The sequence below is a fragment of the Xanthomonas sp. NCPPB 1826 genome (assembly GCF_056725285.1).
Window position 1 is genome coordinate 2,051,013 of record NZ_CM161521.1, and the last position, 17,981, is coordinate 2,068,993.

20 protein-coding genes are annotated in these 17,981 nt (G+C 66.6%); 5 read left to right on the top strand and 15 right to left on the bottom strand.

Annotation, left to right across the window (positions count from 1 at the left end):
* Window positions 1-27 precede the first annotated feature (27 nt).
* On the bottom strand, window positions 28-372 hold the full coding sequence (locus AC1PLA_RS08930) for a response regulator (RefSeq protein ID WP_016903378.1): 345 nt from the start codon (window positions 370-372) through the stop codon (window positions 28-30).
* A gap of 237 nt (window positions 373-609) precedes the next feature.
* On the opposite strand from AC1PLA_RS08930, the gene AC1PLA_RS08935 reads away from it, so the two are divergent.
* Complete coding sequence (locus AC1PLA_RS08935; RefSeq protein ID WP_481106016.1) at window positions 610-2,124, top strand: ATPase domain-containing protein; 1,515 nt, start codon at window positions 610-612, stop codon at window positions 2,122-2,124.
* Window positions 2,111-4,183, top strand: a complete 2,073-nt coding sequence (locus AC1PLA_RS08940; RefSeq protein WP_481106017.1) for an ATP-binding protein — start codon at window positions 2,111-2,113, stop codon at window positions 4,181-4,183. Before AC1PLA_RS08935 ends, AC1PLA_RS08940 begins: the two co-directional genes overlap by 14 nt.
* 96 nt (window positions 4,184-4,279) lie before the next feature.
* Here the strand turns inward: AC1PLA_RS08940 and AC1PLA_RS08945 are convergent, their stop codons facing one another.
* From AC1PLA_RS08945 to AC1PLA_RS09010, 14 genes are all read right to left on the bottom strand, one after another.
* Window positions 4,280-4,999 (bottom strand): tetratricopeptide repeat protein, encoded by a 720-nt coding sequence (locus AC1PLA_RS08945; protein ID WP_481106018.1) that lies wholly within the window; start codon window positions 4,997-4,999, stop codon window positions 4,280-4,282.
* Window positions 4,993-5,487, bottom strand: coding sequence for a cytochrome c-type biogenesis protein (locus tag AC1PLA_RS08950; RefSeq protein ID WP_481106019.1), 495 nt, complete (start codon window positions 5,485-5,487; stop codon window positions 4,993-4,995). The genes AC1PLA_RS08945 and AC1PLA_RS08950 overlap by 7 nt, the downstream gene beginning before the upstream one ends.
* On the bottom strand, window positions 5,487-6,029 hold the full coding sequence (locus AC1PLA_RS08955; protein ID WP_481106020.1) for a DsbE family thiol:disulfide interchange protein: 543 nt from the start codon (window positions 6,027-6,029) through the stop codon (window positions 5,487-5,489). Before AC1PLA_RS08955 ends, AC1PLA_RS08950 begins: the two co-directional genes overlap by 1 nt.
* On the bottom strand, window positions 6,026-8,014 hold the full coding sequence (locus AC1PLA_RS08960; protein WP_481106021.1) for a heme lyase CcmF/NrfE family subunit: 1,989 nt from the start codon (window positions 8,012-8,014) through the stop codon (window positions 6,026-6,028). The genes AC1PLA_RS08955 and AC1PLA_RS08960 overlap by 4 nt, the downstream gene beginning before the upstream one ends.
* Before the next feature lie 62 nt (window positions 8,015-8,076).
* A complete protein-coding gene (ccmE, locus tag AC1PLA_RS08965; RefSeq protein ID WP_039527891.1) occupies window positions 8,077-8,547 on the bottom strand; it encodes a cytochrome c maturation protein CcmE in 471 nt (156 codons plus the stop codon).
* The gene (gene ccmD / locus AC1PLA_RS08970; RefSeq protein ID WP_024940343.1) at window positions 8,544-8,753 is read right to left on the bottom strand and encodes a heme exporter protein CcmD; all 210 of its coding nucleotides are present in this window, start codon (window positions 8,751-8,753) and stop codon (window positions 8,544-8,546) included. The genes ccmE and ccmD overlap by 4 nt, the downstream gene beginning before the upstream one ends.
* Window positions 8,750-9,508 carry a heme ABC transporter permease CcmC gene (gene ccmC, locus AC1PLA_RS08975; protein WP_104559210.1) on the bottom strand — a complete coding sequence of 253 codons (759 nt, stop codon included), beginning with the start codon at window positions 9,506-9,508 and terminating at the stop codon, window positions 8,750-8,752. The genes ccmD and ccmC overlap by 4 nt, the downstream gene beginning before the upstream one ends.
* A gap of 10 nt (window positions 9,509-9,518) precedes the next feature.
* A complete protein-coding gene (locus AC1PLA_RS08980; RefSeq protein ID WP_481106022.1) occupies window positions 9,519-10,829 on the bottom strand; it encodes a S8 family serine peptidase in 1,311 nt (436 codons plus the stop codon).
* Window positions 10,826-11,479 carry a zf-HC2 domain-containing protein gene (locus tag AC1PLA_RS08985; protein WP_481106023.1) on the bottom strand — a complete coding sequence of 218 codons (654 nt, stop codon included), beginning with the start codon at window positions 11,477-11,479 and terminating at the stop codon, window positions 10,826-10,828. The genes AC1PLA_RS08980 and AC1PLA_RS08985 overlap by 4 nt, the downstream gene beginning before the upstream one ends.
* Window positions 11,476-12,057, bottom strand: a complete 582-nt coding sequence (locus AC1PLA_RS08990) for a sigma-70 family RNA polymerase sigma factor (RefSeq protein WP_016902094.1) — start codon at window positions 12,055-12,057, stop codon at window positions 11,476-11,478. Before AC1PLA_RS08990 ends, AC1PLA_RS08985 begins: the two co-directional genes overlap by 4 nt.
* 63 nt (window positions 12,058-12,120) lie before the next feature.
* On the bottom strand, window positions 12,121-12,855 hold the full coding sequence (locus tag AC1PLA_RS08995; protein WP_065049055.1) for a TorF family putative porin: 735 nt from the start codon (window positions 12,853-12,855) through the stop codon (window positions 12,121-12,123).
* Window positions 12,856-13,162: 307 nt separating this feature from the next.
* Entirely contained in the window at window positions 13,163-13,552 is a 390-nt protein-coding gene (locus tag AC1PLA_RS09000) for a c-type cytochrome (protein WP_016902092.1), read from the bottom strand.
* A gap of 25 nt (window positions 13,553-13,577) precedes the next feature.
* Window positions 13,578-14,930 (bottom strand): hypothetical protein, encoded by a 1,353-nt coding sequence (locus AC1PLA_RS09005; RefSeq protein WP_026064224.1) that lies wholly within the window; start codon window positions 14,928-14,930, stop codon window positions 13,578-13,580.
* A 71-nt stretch (window positions 14,931-15,001) separates the two neighbouring features.
* The gene (locus tag AC1PLA_RS09010) at window positions 15,002-15,616 is read right to left on the bottom strand and encodes a cytochrome b (RefSeq protein WP_481106024.1); all 615 of its coding nucleotides are present in this window, start codon (window positions 15,614-15,616) and stop codon (window positions 15,002-15,004) included.
* A 297-nt stretch (window positions 15,617-15,913) separates the two neighbouring features.
* On the opposite strand from AC1PLA_RS09010, the gene AC1PLA_RS09015 reads away from it, so the two are divergent.
* From AC1PLA_RS09015 to AC1PLA_RS09025, 3 genes are read left to right on the top strand one after another with little or no spacing between them, the layout of a single operon-like run.
* Complete coding sequence (locus AC1PLA_RS09015; protein ID WP_016902088.1) at window positions 15,914-16,351, top strand: sugar 3,4-ketoisomerase; 438 nt, start codon at window positions 15,914-15,916, stop codon at window positions 16,349-16,351.
* Window positions 16,348-17,019, top strand: coding sequence for an acetyltransferase (locus AC1PLA_RS09020; protein WP_016902086.1), 672 nt, complete (start codon window positions 16,348-16,350; stop codon window positions 17,017-17,019). Before AC1PLA_RS09015 ends, AC1PLA_RS09020 begins: the two co-directional genes overlap by 4 nt.
* A 2-nt stretch (window positions 17,020-17,021) precedes the next feature.
* Window positions 17,022-17,975 (top strand): hypothetical protein, encoded by a 954-nt coding sequence (locus tag AC1PLA_RS09025; protein WP_481106025.1) that lies wholly within the window; start codon window positions 17,022-17,024, stop codon window positions 17,973-17,975.
* Window positions 17,976-17,981 lie beyond the last annotated feature (6 nt).

A 17,981-nucleotide genomic window follows, 5' to 3' on the forward strand; every position in this document is an offset into this window, starting at 1 on the left:
GCCTGGCGATGATTCGGTCGGGCTTGCTTACAGCGCGGTCTGCACGATGCCCAGCAGGTCGCGCAAAGAAAACGGCTTGGTCAATAGACGCATGCCGGTATCGAGAAAATCCGCGCGTTTGGCAATGGACCCGGCATAGCCGGTCATGAACACGATGGGCAGGGCGGGATACAGACGGCGCGCATTGTCGGCAAGGTCGCGCCCGTTCATGCCGGGCAGGCAGATATCGGACAGCAGCAGATCGAACGGACGCGCCTGGTTGAGCTGCTCCAGCGCCTGCTCGGCATCTGGCGAAGCGATGACCTGGTAGCCCTCATCACCCAGGATATCTGCGGTCATCGCACGAATGGCATCGTCGTCTTCGACCAACAAGATACGGGCGTTACATGATGCGTGATTCACCGCTGTCCTCGAGCGATCGCAACCATGCGATGCACTTCATGCGTAACGCTAGGCCCACGCGCGTGACGAACGTGTCGGAACTGTCATAAAGCACGGCGCAGGTCACAGCACGCTACCGGTATCGCGGGCGCTCAGCTCGCGCCAAGCAAGCTGATCCATTCATTGGTGCGCAGCGGCCAGTGATGCGCCCGTGATAAATTTAAACCTATGAAAAATCTGAAGCCGATGATCGCAAACCGCATTACGACTGGTACGACGGGGCTTGACACCATCCTGCGCGGCGGCCTGCCGCCCAACCGCCTGTACCTGCTGGAGGGCCAGCCGGGCTCAGGCAAGACCACCGCATCGCTGCAGTTCCTGCTCGATGGCGCTGCCAAGGGCGAGAGCTGCCTGTACGTGACCTTGTCGGAAACCATCGACGAGCTCAACGAAGTGGCCGCCTCGCACAACTGGTCGCTGGAGGCGCTGCATATCTTCGAGCTGGCATCGGCCGAAGCGTTTCTGGGCGATGGACGCCAGCAGTCCATTCTGCATCCGTGGGAAATGGAGCTGGATGGCACCATCAAGCTGATCCAGTCCGAGGTGGACCGGGTCAAGCCGACGCGTGTGGTGTTCGACTCGCTGTCCGAGTTGCGCCTGCTGGCGCAGGATTCGCTGCGCTACCGGCGTCAGGTGCTGGCGCTCAAGCAGTTCTTTGCACCGCGCAACATCACCGTGTTCCTGGTCGACGACCTCACCGGCGAGAACGGCGAACGCGATGCGCATCTGCACAGCCTGTGCCACGGGGTGATTTCGCTGGAACGCATGACGCTGGATTTCGGTGCGGCGCGGCGGCGCATGCAGGTGCAGAAATTGCGCGGTGTGGATTTCATCGCCGGCTACCACGACCTCACCATCACCACCGGCGGCATGCGGATCTTTCCGCGGCTGATCGCCTCCGATCACCATGTGCCGTTCATTGGCGATGCGGTGTCCAGTGGCGTGGCGCGTGTCGATGCGCTGCTGCACGGGGGGCCGCTGCGCGGTACCAGCACGCTGCTGACCGGGCCTGCCGGTTCGGGCAAGACCAATATCGCGCTGCAGTACGTGACCGCTGCCTGCGAGCGCGGCGAGCATTGCTGCATCCTGGAATTCGACGAGCGCACCGGCACCTTGCTGACGCGTGCCGAGAGCCTGGGCATGGATCTGCGCAAGTATCTGGACGCGGGCCTGCTGGAACTGCATCAGATGGATCCGGCCGAGCTGACCCCGGGCGAGTTCGCCTGGGCGGTGCGCGCCAGCGTGGAACAGCGCAACTGCCGCGTGCTGGTGATCGACAGCCTCAACGGCTATCTCACCTCGATGCCGCAGGAAAAGCAGCTGATGCTGCAGATGCACGAGCTGCTGTCCTACCTCAACCAGAGCGGTGTGACCACGTTCCTGGTCAATCCGCAGCATGGCCTGGTCGGCACGATGTCCACCGGCAACCTCAACATCTCCTACATGGCCGACACCGTCATCCTGTTCCGCTTCTTCGAGGCGCAAGGGCGCATCCGCAAGGCCTTGTCGGTGATCAAGAACCGCAGTGGCGCGCACGAGGATTCGATCCGCGAGCTGCGCATCGGGACGGGCGGTATCCATCTGAGCGAGCCGCTGGAGAAATTCCACGGCGTGCTGACCGGTACTCCGCATTTCGTTGGGGACGATACGCCGTTGCTGGATCGTCCACTTGACTACCTGTGACCCGGATGGGTCCATCGTCCACATCATCGCGCCGTTCGGCCGCGATGCGGAGAGCATTGCCGGCATCGTCGGTCAGCGCGGACTGACGCGCCGGGTGTACGGGTCGCTGGCTGCGCTGGCGGACGACCTGCTCGATGCCTCCGGCGTGGTGGTGCTGACCGAGGAAGCGGTGGGCGGGGATCTGAGTCAGTTCTCGCATGCCCTGCAGAGCCAGGCCGCCTGGTCGGATATTCCGTTCGTGCTGCTGCGTGCGCCGCGCGGCAGCCACAACGGGCGCCAGGCCACGCTGCCGGCGGAAGTGACCAACGTCATCGAGCTGGAACGGCCGCTGAGTTCGTCTTCGTTGTTGAGCGCGATCTCCACTGCGTTGCGCTCGCGCCAGAAGCAGTTCGTCATTCGCGACCAGATGGCGCAGTTGGCCGAAAGCAAGACGGCCCTGATGTCGAGCGAGGCCGAGCTGCGTCGCGTCACCGACGCACTGCCGGTGCTGATTGCCTTCATCGACAAGGATCTGGTGTACCGCTTCGCCAACCGCTCGTATGAAGACTGGATCGGCATCCCGCCTGCCGAGGTGATCGGGCGGTCCATGGTGGATGTGGTGGGGCCGGCGATGGTGCAGCAGCGCCGCGCCTGGATCGAGGCCGCGTTGGCCGGGCAGGCGTTGACGGTGGAGGCCAGTTGGCCGCACGCCGACGGACGCCGGCGCGATGCGGAGATTCGCTACATGCCGCGCCTGGATGCGGACGGCCAGGTGGACGGCTTTCATGTGTTTGCCACCGACATCACTGCGCGCGCGCTGGCGCTGGAATCGATCCAGCAGCAGGCCAGCCTGCTCGAGGTCAAGGTGGCCGAACGCACCGCCGAGCTGCAGCAGCAGATGCTGGCACGCGAGTCCAGCGAAGCGGCATTGCGCCAGGCGCAAAAGATGGAGGCGGTGGGCCAGCTCACCGGCGGCATCGCACACGACTTCAACAACATGCTGACCGGCATCCTGTCGGCGCTGGATCTGGCGCGCTTGCGCATCGACCAGGGCCGCACCGAAGGGCTGGGTCGCTTTCTGGATGTGGCGTCGGCCTCGGCTCTGCGCGCGGCCGCACTGACGCAACGGCTGCTGGCGTTCTCGCGCCGGCAATCGCTGGAAGCGCGGCATCTGCATCTGAACGACCTGGTGGTATCGCTGCAGGAATTGCTGGCGCGCACGCTGGGCGAATCGGTGCATCTGGAAACCGATCTGCAGGCCGACCTGCCGCAGGCGTATGTCGACGAAAACCAGCTGGAAAGCGCGCTGCTCAACCTGGCGATCAATGCCCGCGATGCGATGCCCGATGGCGGGCAGCTACGCATCGCCACCCGGCAGTTGCAGGTCCAAGCGCAGCCGCTGGAACTCGGGCGCGGGGTGACGCTGGCGCCGGGCAATTACGTGGTGGTGTCGGTGACCGACAGCGGCGCGGGTATGCCGGCCGACGTGCTGGAGCGTGTGTTCGAACCGTTCTACACCACCAAGCCGATCGGGCAGGGCACCGGCCTGGGCATGTCGATGATCTACGGCTTCATGCAGCAGTCCAACGGGCAGGTGTGGGTGGAGTCCGAGCTGGGCAAGGGCACCACGGTGAGCCTGTATCTGCCCGCCGGTCTCCATCCGCAGGCGCTGTCGCCGCAACCGCAAGCCGGTGCCGTGGTGGCCGGGCGCGGCCAGCAGGTGTTGGTGGTGGAAGACGACGAACAGGTGCGGCTGCTGGTCACCGAACTGCTCAACGAGTTGGGCTATGAGGCCGATGTGGTGGCCGACGCCGATGCGGCGCTGCCGATCCTGGCTTCGCAGCGGCGCATCGATCTGCTGGTGACCGATGTGGGCCTGCCCGGACTCAACGGGCGCCAGTTGGCCGAGATTGCGCGGCAGTCGCGGCGGGATCTGCCGGTGATCTTCATGACCGGCTATGCGGAAACTGCGCGCGATCGCGGCGAGTTTCTTGCCGACGGCATGAGCATGATCGCCAAGCCGTTTACGCTGGGCGAGTTCAGCGGAAAGCTGCACGAGGTGTTGGGGCCGTCGGCCTGATGGCGTTGCGCGGTCAATCGCGCCTGACACCACGACGGCGCTGCCGTCCGCTGGCACCGGGGCGTTTTTGATGAGGGATGCAGCCTGAGGTTGGCGTCAGGGCGCTGCGCGCCCGGATTGCCGCGCGCTGGCCAGCGACTCGGCCACGGCGATCTTGTCGGCCACCGCCTTCTGCATCGGCGAGCCGGCGTCGAGCAGGCCGTGCAGATGCCGCCAGTGCTCGCTGGCGGCGTGGTAGTCCTGCTGCTGAAAGTCGCTGATGCCCAGCAGCCACAGGCCGCGTTGATGATCCGGCTCGCGTGCGACCACCTGTTGCAGGCGGCTGCGTGAGTTGGCGTCGATGGCGAAATCGCTATGCGTGGCCATGTCCGCGGCCACCCAGCCGACGATGGCGGCGCTGAGATCCGGCGCGATTTTGAGCGCTTGCGCATAGGCCTCACGCGCATCGGCGGGGCGGTTGTCCTGCTCGTGGGTTTTGGCTTGCTGCATCCACGACTCCAGCGCCTGCTCCTGCGCAGCGTCGGCGTTGGCCTCTGCGGCCCGGGCCTGCTCACCCGCGGCGGCGACGGCAGGCGCGTCTGCCGGTTGTACCTGGGGCTGCGCCGTCGCATACACACGCCGTGCGATCGCATCCGGCGCGCCGACCAGCCGATACAAGCCGGCCGTGGCGATCGGCAAGCCGAGCACCAGCACAATCGGCAAGGTGTAGCGTGCGTTGCCATTACGCGCGGGCTGGCGCAGCAACGGCACCAGCACCAACAGCAAGGCGACGACCACCAGCGCGGCGCTTGCGACATAGAAACCGGTCATCACCATTCTTCCTCCGGTTGCGGCGCCACCGGCGTACCGGCGCGCGCACGTTTGCGCACGGTATGGATCACCACGCCCGCACCGGCACCCAGCAGCAGCAACGGACCGAACCACAGCAGCCAGGTGCCGCGCTTGACCGGCGGGTCGTACAGCACGAAGTCCGAATAGCGATCGACCATGTACTGCTTGATCTGCGCATCGCTCCTGCCGGCCTGCAACTGCGCGAACACCTGGTGGCGCAGATCGCGCGCAAGCTCGGCGTTGGAGTCGGCCAGGTTCTCGTTCTGGCACACCAAGCAGCGCAACTGCGCGGTCAGGCGCTGATAACGCGCTTCGTCGCTGCGGTTCTTGAACGGCAGCGGGTCCACCGCCTGCGCCGCCAGCGGCGGCGCAAGCAGCACGCCCAGCAGCAGCACCAGCAGCAGCACCAGCAGCAGACGCAGTTGCCGGCCGTGCATGCGCCAGTACCAGCGCCAAACCCAGCGCGCCGCCATCACCGCGTGCCCTTGGGCAGTGCGGCGATGGCGGGCAGCAGCTCGTCGTTGATGACCGCGGGTGTGAGCACGCCGATGTGCTTGTAGCGGATCACGCCTTGCGCATCGATCAGGAAACTCTCCGGCGCACCGTAGACACCGAAATCGATCGCGGTCTGGCCGGCTTCATCGGCAATCACCAACGCATACGGATTGCCGTACTGCGCAAGCCAGGCCGTGGCGTCGGCAGGCGCGTCCTTGTAGTTGTAGCCGATCAACGCCACCTCGAGCCGGCTGGCCTGCGCCATCAGCACCGGATGTTCGTGCACGCATTCGGCGCACCAGCTGCCGAACACGTTGAGGACATAGGGCTTGCCCAGCAGCTGGTCGCGGCTGACGCGTTGCTCGGGCCGATCCAGCCGCGGCAGCGAGAACGCCGGTGCCGGCTTGCCGATCAACGGCGAGGGTACATCGCGCGGGTTGTGTTGCATCGTCCAGTAGATGCCGAAGCCGAACAGCGCCGCCAGCAACAAAAAACCCAGCAAGGGCAGCAGACGGTTCATGCGTGCGATTCCTGCGCAGCGACACTGGTGCCGTGTGCGGGTGCCGTGGCCGCCGTCGTGGCGAGCGCCGGCGCACGGAACCGGCGGGCACAGGCGCTGACGAAGCCGCCCAGCATCATCAGCAGGCCGCCAGCCCAGATCCAGCGGATGAAGGGTTTGTAGTACAGCCGCAGCGTCCAGTCGTACTCGATGTGTTGATCGTCCAGCGGCTCGCCGAGGGCGACATACAGATCGCGGGTGATACCGGGGTCGATCGCCGATTCGGTCTGGATGCGCTCGCTGCTGTACAGGCGTTTTTGCGGATGCAGTTGCGCGACCAGCTGGCCATCGCGGCTGACCTGCACGCTGCCTTGTTCGGCCTTCCAGTTCGGCCCGTCGATCAGTTGCACGCCGTCGAAGCGGAAGGCGTAACCGGCGATCTCGGCGGTCTGCCCGGGCGACAGCCGCACGTCGCGTTCGACCGACAGGCTTTCCGACACCAGCACGCCGGCCACGAACACCGCCACGCCCGCGTGCGCGAGCAGCATGCCGGCCATTTCCGCCGGAAACCGCCGGCCGCGCGGCATCTCGCGCCAGCGCTTGTACATGTACAGCGCGGTGCCGGCCGCCACCCATGCGGCGACGCCGATGCCGGCGATCGCCCTGGGCTGGCCCTCGGCAAACAGGCTGCCGACCAGCGCACAGGCGACTGCGGCGATGCCGGCGCGCGTGCCCAGTGCCTGCAACGGCGCCGCCTCGGCCTTGCCCCAGCGCAGGTACGGGCCGAACGGCAGCAACAGCATCACCGGCAACATCAGCAGCGGGAACAGCAAGCCGAAGTAGGGCGGCCCCACCGACACCTTGCCCAGGCCGAAGGCATCGGCCACCAGCGGAAACAAGGTGCCCAGCAACACCATTGCCGCCGCCACGGTGAGCAGCAGGTTGCCGATCAGGATCGCGGTCTCGCGCGAGGCGGCGGCGAACGGTTTGCCGCTGGCGATCCGGGGCGCGCGCAGCGCGTACAGCAGCAACGAGCCGCCGACCACCGCGACTAAAAAGATCAGGATGTACAGGCCACGGCGCGGATCGGCGGCGAAGGCGTGCACCGAGGTCAGCACGCCCGAGCGCACCAGGAAGGTCCCCAGCAACGACAGCGAGAACGCCAGGATCGACAGCAGGATGGTCCAGGCGCGCAGGCTGCCGCGTTTTTCGGTGACCGCCTGGGTGTGGATCAGCGCGGTGCCGACCAGCCACGGCATGAAGCTGGCGTTTTCCACCGGATCCCAGAACCACCAGCCGCCCCAGCCCAGTTCCGCATACGCCCACCAGCTGCCGGCGACGATGCCGGCGGTGAGGCAGGCCCAGGCCACATTGGTCCACGGCCGCGCCCAGCGCACCCAGGCCTGTTCCAGTTCGCCACCCAGCAAGGCCGCCACCGCAAACGCAAACGCCACCGAGAAGCCGACATAGCCGGTGTACAGCACCGGCGGGTGGAAGGTCATGCCCGGGTCCTGCAGCACCGGATTGAGTTCGTTGCCATCCAGCGGAATCGGCGACAGCCGCGCGAATGGATTGGAGGTGAGCAGGATGAAGGCGAGAAAGCCCACCGATACCAGCCCCAGCACCGCCAGCACGCGCGCGGCAAAATGCTGCGGCAGATGCCGGCTGAAGGCGGCCAGCAACAGTGTCCAGGTCGACAGGATCGCGATCCACAGCAGCAACGAGCCTTCGTGCGCGCCCCACACCGCGGCAAAGCGGTAGTACCAGGGCAGGGCGATGTTGGCGTTGTCGGCGACATAGCGCACCGAAAAATCCAGCGACAGCAGCGACCAGGCGAGCAGGCCGAACGCCATCCACACGAACAGCGCCTGACCGACCGCGGCCGGCCGCGCAATGCCCATCAACGCGCCATTGCCGCGCCAGGCGCCGATCAGCGGCAGCACGCCCTGGGCGAGCGAGAGCAGTAACGCCAGGATCAGTGCGATCTGGCCGAGTTCAGGCGTCATGGGCGAATCGCATCGTGCAGCGAAGAGGGATCATCGAGGGAAGGAACAGCCTGCGCGCCGCATCAGCGCGGCGCAGACAGCGGCACCGCGGCGGCGGGAATCGGCTTGCCGACATGGCCTTCGGCCATCGCGTCCTTCAGTTCCTTCGGCATATAGGTTTCGTCGTGCTTGGCCAGCACTTCGTTGGCGACGAAGCGCCCGCCCTGCATGCGCCCGTTGGCGATCACCGACTGGTTGTCGCGGAACAGGTCCGGAAGAATGCCGGTGTATTCGACCTGCGTCGCGGCATGCTTGTCGATCACGGTGAAGTGGACGGTGAGACTGTCGGTGGCGCGCTGGATCGAGCCGGCCTTGACCATGCCGCCGAGGCGGAATTGCCGGTAGCTGGCCGCCTCGCCGGCATGCACCTGGCTGGGCGTGAACAGGTAGCTCATGTTCCGCTGCAGCGCGAGCACGATCAGCGTGACCGCCAATGCCGCAGCGGCGAGCGCGCCGATCACCAGCCACAGGCGTTGTTTGCGGGTGGCGTTCATGGGGCGTCACGCTCCAGCGGCGCTGTTGCCGACAATTCGCGCGTGCGCCGCGGCGTTTGCCGTTGCAGCTGGCCGCGCAGCTCGCGCGGCAGCCGGCGGCGACGCAACCATGGCGATGCCAGGTCGGCCAGCAGCACCAGCACGAACAGCGCGTACGCGGTCCACACGTATTGCCCGTAACCGCCCATCGCCAGCAGGGTCGTCATGCGGTGCGCTCCGTCAACACGATGCGGCGCGCCCAGTCCTTGCCGCTTTCCAGGGCGAGCAGGTCCACACGCACGCGGCCGAACAGGCTGGCCACGTAATAGCACTTGGTCGCCAGCGTCATCGTCAGCAGCGGCCACAGCATGTCCGCGCTCATCGTGGAGGGGCCGAGCAGGCGCACGGTGGAGCCCTGGTGCAGCGTGTTCCACCACACCACCGAGTAGTGCACGATCGGCAGATTCACCAGGCCCACCAATGCCAGCAAGCCGGCCGCACGCATCGCCTGACGGCGGTCTTCCACCGCGTGGTACAGGCCGAGCACGCCCAGATACAGAAACAGCAGCAGCAACTCGGAGGTCAGCCGCGCATCCCAGGTCCACCAGGTGCCCCACATCGGCTTGCCCCACAGCGAGCCGGTGCACAAGGTGATGAAGGTGAAGGCCGCACCGATCGGCGCCGAGGCCATGGTCACCACCTCGGCCAGCTTGATCCGCCAGACCAGTGCGATGAACGCGGATACGCCCATCGCCGCGTAGATGAACAGGCTCATCCAGGCGCTGGGCACGTGGATGAAGATGATGCGGTAGGCATCGTGCTGCTGGTAATCCGGCGGCGCCAGCACCAGCCCACCGTAGGCGGCTACCGCACCAAGCAATAGCGCCAGGCCCAAGGCCCACGGACGCACGCGTCCGGCCACGCGATAGAAGGTCGGTGGCGAGCTGAGTCTGTGCAGCCACAAGGGAATCCACTTGGCCATGCCGGTGTCGTCAGTTGGAATGTCTGGCGGGAGGCGCCAGGGCCTGCACGGCGGCACCGGCGTTGACCTGCAACTGGCCGTCGGAGAGCTTGCTGGTGCGCTGCATCAGCTCGCGCAATGCAGTGGCGTCCAGCGACGGCGACAGCGACAACAGCAGCGCGACCACGCCGCTGACATGCGCGGTGGCCATCGACGAGCCGGAGGTGAAGTCGTAGCGGCCGTTCGGCTGGGTGGTCAGGATGTCCTTGCCGGGGGCGCTGAGCACGCCGGGCATGGCCGCGGTGGGGCTGCTGCTGCGTACCACCAGCACGCCCGGCACATCGTTGGGAAAGCCGTCCAGGCGGCCGTTGGGCGGCATCGCGGCGACCACGATGCGGCCCTGCTGCACCAGGTGCTGCAGCATCTTGCTCAGCAGCGGGTCGGCCGGGCCGCCCAGGCTCAGGTTGATCACGCGCGCGGAGCTGTTGTTGATCGCCGCCAGCGCCTTGGCCAGGGTGAAGGTGTTGCAGCGTGCGGTGGCACCGACCGTGGGCGCATACCAGCAGGCCTTGTAGATGCTCAGCATGGCCTTGGGCGCCATGCCGACGATGCCTTGATGGTTGTTGCTGCCGGCGGCGATGATGCCGGCCACCTCGGTGCCGTGCGAGTCGCTGCTGGTCATCACCGGCGAGTCGTCGACCAGGTCGTGCACGTCGCGGATGCGCGCCTTCAGGTCGGCATGCGTGGTGTCCACGCCGGTGTCGACCACCGCTACCACCACGCCGCGGCCCTGGGTGACGGTCTGTGCGCTGGCCGCATCGGTGGCGATGAAGCCGCGTTGCAGATCCACGTAGGGGTCGTTGTAGCCGGACAGCGCGGTGGTCTTTTCCGATGCGTCGGCGGAAAACACCGAGAAATCCTGCACCGGTTGCACCAGCTCCACGCCGTCGTCGTCGGCCAGCGCGCTGACCAGTTCGTCGCGCGACACCCCCGGCGGTGGCTGCAGCACGGCGCAATACAGGCCCAGCGAGGTGATCGGCCAGCCGGAGACTTCGCGCAGCTTGTAGCGCTGCTTGAGTGCTTCCATGCGCACGGCGGCCTTCTGACCGGCGCCGTAATAACTGGAGGCGTAGCCGATCAGGCTGGACCCGGCGCGGGCTGGTGGCGCGCTGAGCGGGTTGGCCACCGCCAGCAGGATGTCGCGGCTGCTGTCGGGCGTATGCGCATCGGCCGCTGGTAGCGTGCTGGCGCTGGCGGCGGCTTGCGCCGGCTCCTGCGCGGCGGCTTGCGGGCCAAGGCCGATGCAGGCGGCGATGATGCCGATGGCGAGCAGGCGCTTCATGGTGCGGACACGATCTCGGCCATGCGGATGCCCGGATTGGCGCGCAGTTGCTGCACGGTCTGCTGCGGCTGGGCCGGCGGTTGCGGCTGGGCCGGCACCACGGTGTAGGCGCCCATCTCGTTGGGCCCGCCGATTACCTGCAACTGCTGTGCATGCAGCAGGCGGTCCCAGTCGGCCACGGTCATCTTGGCGTCCGGCACCACCCGGATGGCGCCTTGCGGCACCGGCTGTGCGGTGGCGCTGCTGAGCGTGCGGTAGTCGTGCGAGGGCGCGGGCGAGGCCAGCCTGACGCCCATGACGCCCAGGCCGATTGCCTGCACCAGCGCCGCGGCCGCCAACGCGCGCACCGTCCAGCTACCGGAGCGGCGCGCTGGCGGCGGCGCGGGCGCGCTGGCCTGCTCCGGCGCGTCCAGGCGGCCGAGCAGGCGCTGCAGGCCGGCATTGGCGTCCAGCTTTACCGCAGACGGCAGCGCCAGCGCCTGGCGCAGGCGGTTCTGCTGGGCGAACTCGGCACTGCACGAGGCGCACTTGGCCACGTGCGCGATCAGCCAGGTGTTCTCTTCCTCGGTGGCGCTGTCGAGCAGGACCGCGGGCATCAGTTCCCAGGCGTGCGAGCATTCCTTGCCAGGCGCGATGAAAAACGTCTTCATTGCATGGTCTCCGTATAGGGGGCGCCGCCGGCCAGACCGGGCAGCACATTGCGTAATTTGACCCGCGCATGGAACAGCCGGGCCTTGATGGTGCCTACCGGGCACTGCATGATCTCGGCCACTTCTTCCAGCTTGTGGCCGACGCCGTAGACCAATTCGATCACCAGGCGCTGGTCCGGCGACAGCCGTTCCATGCCCTTGTCGAGCCAGTCGCGCAGCTCGCGGTCGTCGTTGTCGTCGGCGCTGGGGGCGTGGTCTTCCACCACCGCGGTATCGTCGATGGCCTCGCCGTCGTGCTGGCGCAGGCATTTGAGGCCGCAGCGATAGGCAATGCCCATGATCCAGGTCGAAACCTGCGAATCGCCGCGGAAGTCGCCGGCCTTCTGCCAGGCGATCCAGAAACAGTCGTTGATGGCTTCTTCGATGATGTCCGGGCGCCGGGTCAGGCGCGACAGGAAGCGGCACAGCCGGCCGTGATAGCTGGTGTACATGGTGGACAACGCGGCGCGATCGCCCGCCGCCATGCGGCGCAGCAGCATGCGATCGGTGGCATCACCCAGGGTGTCGGAATCATTCATCGAGGCAGGCACGGCTTAGGACGCATGTCAGTGCCCGCGGGCGGGCAAAAGGTTGCGTGGGGATCAGAAGGTGACCGACGCGGTGCCCAGCCAGGGCGTTTCGCCGGGGCCGCCCTGCAGGCGTGGGGTGTTGTCGCTGGTGACGATGCGTTCCAGCTTCAGCGTCCATCGGTCCCGACTCCAGCGCAGGCCGAATTGCCCATACTGATAGCGGCCGGACCGGGCGGCGCCGTAGGCCATCGCCGGAAAACGTGACGAACCGGCGCCGACTGTCAGGCTGAGGTCGTCGCGCAGCGGGATATTGGCGGTAACGTCGATGGCGACATTCCACGGCGACTGGTCGGCGCGCGGGAAATTGAAGGTCGACACCGAGAAGGTCAGCACGTCGCGATAGGACCAGGCCAGGCTGGCCTCCTGGCGGTCGAAGGTGCGCGTGGCCTGATTGGTCGGGTAGCCGTAATACAGCGCGCTGGCCTGCATCTGCCAGCGGTCGCCCAGCATCCAGGCGCGTGCGGCCTGGGCGGTCACCGCCACCGGCCTGCTCAGCGAGGGCGATTGCAGCGCGACCGACGCCGACATCGACCAGCCCGGTGCGGGCAGCCAATAGCCTGCGGTCTGCAGGGTGGCCTTGTTGGGCGCGATCGAGATGCCGCGGTCGATCAATTGCGAGGTCAGCGCCACCGCGCCGCCGACCGTGCCGGCGATGGCGTTGCCCGGGCCCAACACCAGGGCCAGCAGCAGGCAGTGACGCAACGCGGCGCGTCGGCGTGCGGCCTGCGCGTGCCGGCAGTGCGGCATGCCCCAGGGCGTGTGGCAGCGTCGCCGGCCCGCCCAGTGGCCGCTCGCGAGCCACGGCTGCCCGTCGCAGGCGCAGCTGCGTCGCGTCCGGAGCGGGTAGGGCCTGGCAGTCAAGGCATTCGGCAATGGGGTGGGCGTCTACATGGAACAGGGGCGCGATAGTGACCCATCACGCAAGACGAGACCGCTGCGACGGCGGTTGTTCCGTCCGTATACGCGAAGGAACCGGCACAGGCAACGCGCACCTGTGCCGGTATGCGCCGGCGATCGCGCTTCCGGATGCCAACCGGCAGCGCGCCGGTGGCGATCAGTGCAGGGTGTTGAGGTAGGCGATCAGCGCGTCGAGTTCCTTTTGATCTTCCAGGCCTTCGTACTTCATCTTGGTGCCCGGCAAGGCCTTGGAGGAGGACTGCGACAGATAGGTCTTGAGCTGGGCAGGCGTCCACTGCCACTTGCTGGCCTTGAGCGCATCGGAGTAATTGCTGTAGTCGGCCAGGCTGGCGGCCGGGCGCCCGGCCACGCCGAACATCGACGGGCCCTTCTTGTTCTTGCCCTGGGCGGCGCTATGGCATTCGGCGCATTCGGTCATGAAAACGCCTTTGCCGTCGGCCGCGTGCGCAGGTGGGGCAAGCAGGGCGCCGGCCAGCAGCAGGCCGGCCAGCGGGGCACACAACAGGGTCTGGTGGAATGACTTCATGGGGGTCCTTACGCGTGCGGGGGGATCAGAACGAGACATTGACCGACAGCGCGAAACTGTCGAGATCGCGCGGGTTGGTGATCGGAATGCCGCCACCGAACACATTGGTGGTGCTGCCGTTGAACTTGTCGAAGCGGAACCAGGTGGCCGCAAATCGCACGTTGGCATTGGTGGTGTAGGTGCCTTCCTTGCCGAACGGGGTCCAGTACAGCAGGATCAGATTGGCGGTGGTGTCGGGGATGCCGTAGGGCTGATAGCGCGCCACATCAAACGAGCCGCTGTTGATCAGATGCGCCGCCAGCACGCCGTAGGTCTGCTTGAACGCGTAGTTCATGCTGATGTTCTGGTCGCGCACGCTGCCGCGATCGCGCGGGGACATGCTCGGGTCGGTGGGCAGCAGCGGGCTGCCGTATTTGCGGCGTTCGTAGATGTTGACGTAGGCCAGCGACAGCACGTGCTCGCGGGTGCCGAGGAACTGATAGGTCAGGTCGTAGCCCAGATCAGTGAGGTCATCGCTGGGGCCGCCGCTGCGCAAGCGCTGGCGGCGCGTGGTCATGGCGGTCAGGCCGGCCGAGAAGAACTGCCGCTTCATGTCCTTCATGTAGGCAAAGCGCGCATAACCGGTGTCGCTGAGCTTGCCCGGGTCGCCGTTGGGGTTCCAGCCCAGGTGGTCCTGCGCGTCGGTGGACAGCGCGCTGTAGCTGCCGACTTCGCCGTACCAGTTGCGGTCGAACAGGCCGTACACGGTGGCGCCGATCACGCGGTTGGAGAGCGAGGACGAACTGAGCATGCTGGCCGAGCCCGCATTGGACACCGGGCTCAACGTCGATGCATTGGGCAGCACCTGGATCGGGTCGGACACGCCGGGATTGTTGTTGATGCTGACGCCGACCATCGCGTCCTTGCCGGCCAGCTGGAACGGCTTGCTGACAAAGCGCAGATCCACATCGTCGAGCTGGGTGTTGAAGGTGTCGTTGCCGCCGTTGTTGGAGCGGATCTTGGAGTAACCGCCGACGTGGTCGTTGACCCGCCCGGCCAGATACAGGTCCGCTTCGTTGATGCGTGCGCTGCTGTCGCCGCGGCTGGGATTGCGCCGGGTCCAGGTGACCTGGCCGGAGGCCGGGATCTTGGTGCCGTTGCCGTCGGTATCGGTAAAGCCGCCGAGCTTGAAGCGCATGCCGTACGGGGTGAGCGACGGACCGTAGGAGCCGACATGGCAGTCCGCGCACGACGAACCGGTCTGGCGTGCGAACGAGGGAATCGCCTGCGCCTGGGTGCTGGCCAGCAGCAGCAACGGGCCGGACACGCACAACAAGGAGGTCAGGGAAGCGGTGCGCGTGGCAGTGGTGCGACGCGGAGCGGGCTGGGGAGTAGGCATGGAAAGTCCTTGTTCGACGGTACGGGGGTCGGCGCTGCGGGAGCGGGAGGCGGCGGGCAACACGGCGGAGCTCATCGGCGTTTTCCCGGCAGCACGCGGTGCAGCAGGCCATCGCGCAACACCAGGTGATGCCAGAGGGCGGCGCCGATATGCGCGATCACCAAGGCCAGCAACACCCAGGCGGCATTCAAGTGCCAGGTGCTCAGGGTGTCGGCCAGGTCTTCATCCGGCGCAACCAGATTGGGCAGCGTCAGTCCGAACAGGTAGACCGGTTTGGCGTAGGCATTGCTCAACGACCAGCCGATCAGCGGCAGGGCGACCATCAAGCCGTACAGCGCGAGGTGGGTGGCGCCAGCAGCCAGCCGCATCGGCAGCGGCGATGGCGGGCCAGGCGGCAACGCGCGCAGGCGGATGCGCAGGCCCACCCGCAGGACGAACAGCAGCAGCACCATCAAACCGAAGTGGCGATGGCCTTCCATCAGCCACTGCCGCAGGGCGCGTCCTTCCAGCTCGGCGCGCAACAGGATCAGCGTGGCTGCCATGGCCAGGCAGAACACCGTCAGCCAATGCAATACGCGCATCGGTCTGGGCAGCGGAATGACGCGCGCCGGCAGTGCGGACTGCTCCGGCAGCGCACTGACACTGTCGGCTGCAACCGCATCGGGCGCGTGGGGGGATGAACTCATCGATCGGTGTCCTGCGCTGGTGTCGTTGGATCCGGCAGTGCGCGGTGCGCTGCCAGGCCTGGCTCCCCACGCCGGCCGAGCTGCGGCCACGTGAACGTGCACCGATATGTGCGGCGCGGCCGCTGAAAGGTTGCATCGCCGTGCAGTGATGACGTGCCTGGCCACGGTGTTGGCGGCAGCGACTGCGCTTGCGCGCACACGGGTTCGCAGCGCCGTGACGCCGCGCAACCTTTCGCGCATGCCGGCGCACTCAGGCATGTCGCACTACGTGCAGTCAGCGGTTACGCCCTTCCGATCATGGCCATCGAACGCATCCAGTTGCATACCCACGGCGACGATCGCGGGCTGCTCATTTCGTTGGAGCAGCAGCGCAATGTCCCGTTCGAGATACGTCGTGTGTATTACCTGTTCGGCACCCGCAACGGCGTCCATCGCGGACAGCATGCACACCGGCGGCTCAACCAGCTGGCGGTGGCCTTGCACGGCTCGGTGACGATCCTGCTGGATCAGGGCGACGGCCACGGCCAGCAGGAAGTGGTGCTGGACGATCCATCGCAGGGCCTGCTGCTCGGCCGCATGGTGTGGCGCGACCTGCATCGCTTCAGCCCCGACTGCGTGCTGATGGTGCTGGCCGACCAGTTCTACGATCCCGCCGACTACATTCTCGATTACGACCAGTTCCTCAGCGAAGTGCGCGCTGGCAGCGGTCTGGACGCACGCAGGTTGGAAGCATGAGCGTGCACAAGCCCCTGGTGATCGTGGGCGCAGGCGAATTTGCGCAGATCGCCTGCGAGTATTTTCAGCACGACAGCGACTACACGGTGGTGGCCTTCAGCGTGGAGCGCGACTTCCTGTTGCGGCCCACGCTGGCCGAGTTGCCGGTGGTGGCCTACGAGGAGCTCGAACAGCGCTATCCGCCCGAACAGTACGAGGTCTTCGTCGCCATCCCGGCCACGCAGCTCAATCGCCTGCGGACGCGCTTTTTCCAGGACATGTTGCGGCGTGGCTATCGCTGCGCCAGCTATGTCAGCTCGCGTGCGTTCGTCTGGCGCAATGCGCAGATCGGCGCCAACTGTTTCCTGTTCGAAGGCAACGTGATCCAGCCGTTCACCCGGATCGGCGACAACTGCATCCTGTGGAGCGGCAACCATATCGGCCACCGCACCGTGGTGCAGGACAATGTCTTCATCGCCTCGCATGCGGTGATTTCCGGCTATTGCGAGATCGGGCGCGGCAGCTTCATCGGTGTCAACGCCACGCTCAGCGACAAGGTGCGCATCGCCGCCGACAACATCATCGGCGCGGGTGCGCTGGTGACCCGGCATACCGATGCCGAGCGTGTCTACGTTGGCTCGCCGGCGCGCGCGGTGGCCGGTAGATCCAGCTTCGACGTGGAGCTGTGAGCATGTTTGCCTGGACCAAGCGCGGCCTGGTGTTCGACGTCGCACGCGATGGCGTGGGCGGCTGGATGCAGCACGCCGCGCTGACGCCGACGCCCTACCGGTTGTCTGCGCAGGTGCTGCGTGTCTATGCGGGCTTTCGCGATGCGCAGGGCGTGAGCCGGATCGGCTATGTGGACGTGCGCGCCGACGTACCGACGCAGATCGTCGGCGTCAGCCCGCAGCCGGTGCTGGATATCGGCCGCGCTGGCTGTTTCGACGACAACGGCATGATTCTCGGCGATGTGGTGGCCGGGCCGGATGGGCTGTACATGTTCTATGTTGGCTTCCAGCGCGTGGCCAAGGCCAAGTTCCTGGCCTTCACCGGGCTTGCGCTGTCCCGCGATGGTGGCGAGCGTTTCCAACGCTTGCAGGACACTCCGCTGCTGGATCGCGCGCCCGGGCGCAGCACGATTGCCGCGGTGCATTCGGCACGTTTCGAGGAGGGGCGGTGGCGGCTGTGGTACGCGGTGGGCGACGATTGGGAAACCATCGGCGGCCAGCCGTATCCGCGCTACCACATCCGCTATGCGGAGACCGACGATCTGCGCCATATCCCTGCCGACGATGTGGTGTGCCTGCGCCCGCAGGACGACGAATACCGTATCGGCCGTCCGCGCGTGCATCGCCTGGGTGATCGCTATCTGATGTATTTCACCCGCGGCGATACGCACGGCGGTTATTTCCCGGGTTTCGCGTCCAGTCGCGACGGTGTGCAGTGGCAGCGCGATGACAGTCAGCTGGGGCTGCAGCTGTCCGAGCAGGGCTGGGATGCGCAGACACTCTGTTACCCGGCCTTGATCCAGCAGCATGATCGGGTGTTGATGTTCTACAACGGCAATGCAATGGGGCAGGCCGGCTTCGGCCTGGCCGATGCCGCGTTGCCGCCAGGCCTGCAGGGGCGCCATGTTTTCGGTTAGGTCGTA

Bases quoted from the DNA above. Each gene is read 5' to 3' on its own strand.
- ccmD (WP_024940343.1), bottom strand. From the start codon at position 8,753: ATGACGACCCTGCTGGCGATGGGCGGTTACGGGCAATACGTGTGGACC.
- AC1PLA_RS09010 (WP_481106024.1), bottom strand. From the start codon at position 15,616: ATGAGTTCATCCCCCCACGCGCCCGATGCGGTTGCAGCCGACAGTGTC.
- AC1PLA_RS09020 (WP_016902086.1), top strand. From the start codon at position 16,348: ATGAGCGTGCACAAGCCCCTGGTGATCGTGGGCGCAGGCGAATTTGCG.
- AC1PLA_RS08985 (WP_481106023.1), bottom strand. From the start codon at position 11,479: ATGAAGACGTTTTTCATCGCGCCTGGCAAGGAATGCTCGCACGCCTGG.
- AC1PLA_RS08995 (WP_065049055.1), bottom strand. From the start codon at position 12,855: ATGCCGCACTGCCGGCACGCGCAGGCCGCACGCCGACGCGCCGCGTTG.
- AC1PLA_RS09000 (WP_016902092.1), bottom strand. From the start codon at position 13,552: ATGAAGTCATTCCACCAGACCCTGTTGTGTGCCCCGCTGGCCGGCCTG.
- AC1PLA_RS08945 (WP_481106018.1), bottom strand. From the start codon at position 4,999: ATGGTGATGACCGGTTTCTATGTCGCAAGCGCCGCGCTGGTGGTCGTC.
- AC1PLA_RS08955 (WP_481106020.1), bottom strand. From the start codon at position 6,029: ATGAACCGTCTGCTGCCCTTGCTGGGTTTTTTGTTGCTGGCGGCGCTG.
- ccmE (WP_039527891.1), bottom strand. From the start codon at position 8,547: ATGAACGCCACCCGCAAACAACGCCTGTGGCTGGTGATCGGCGCGCTC.
- AC1PLA_RS08950 (WP_481106019.1), bottom strand. From the start codon at position 5,487: ATGGCGGCGCGCTGGGTTTGGCGCTGGTACTGGCGCATGCACGGCCGG.
- AC1PLA_RS08990 (WP_016902094.1), bottom strand. From the start codon at position 12,057: ATGAATGATTCCGACACCCTGGGTGATGCCACCGATCGCATGCTGCTG.
- AC1PLA_RS08935 (WP_481106016.1), top strand. From the start codon at position 610: ATGAAAAATCTGAAGCCGATGATCGCAAACCGCATTACGACTGGTACG.
- AC1PLA_RS08960 (WP_481106021.1), bottom strand. From the start codon at position 8,014: ATGACGCCTGAACTCGGCCAGATCGCACTGATCCTGGCGTTACTGCTC.
- AC1PLA_RS09025 (WP_481106025.1), top strand. From the start codon at position 17,022: ATGTTTGCCTGGACCAAGCGCGGCCTGGTGTTCGACGTCGCACGCGAT.
- AC1PLA_RS09005 (WP_026064224.1), bottom strand. From the start codon at position 14,930: ATGCCTACTCCCCAGCCCGCTCCGCGTCGCACCACTGCCACGCGCACC.
- AC1PLA_RS09015 (WP_016902088.1), top strand. From the start codon at position 15,914: ATGGCCATCGAACGCATCCAGTTGCATACCCACGGCGACGATCGCGGG.
- AC1PLA_RS08980 (WP_481106022.1), bottom strand. From the start codon at position 10,829: ATGAAGCGCCTGCTCGCCATCGGCATCATCGCCGCCTGCATCGGCCTT.
- ccmC (WP_104559210.1), bottom strand. From the start codon at position 9,508: ATGGCCAAGTGGATTCCCTTGTGGCTGCACAGACTCAGCTCGCCACCG.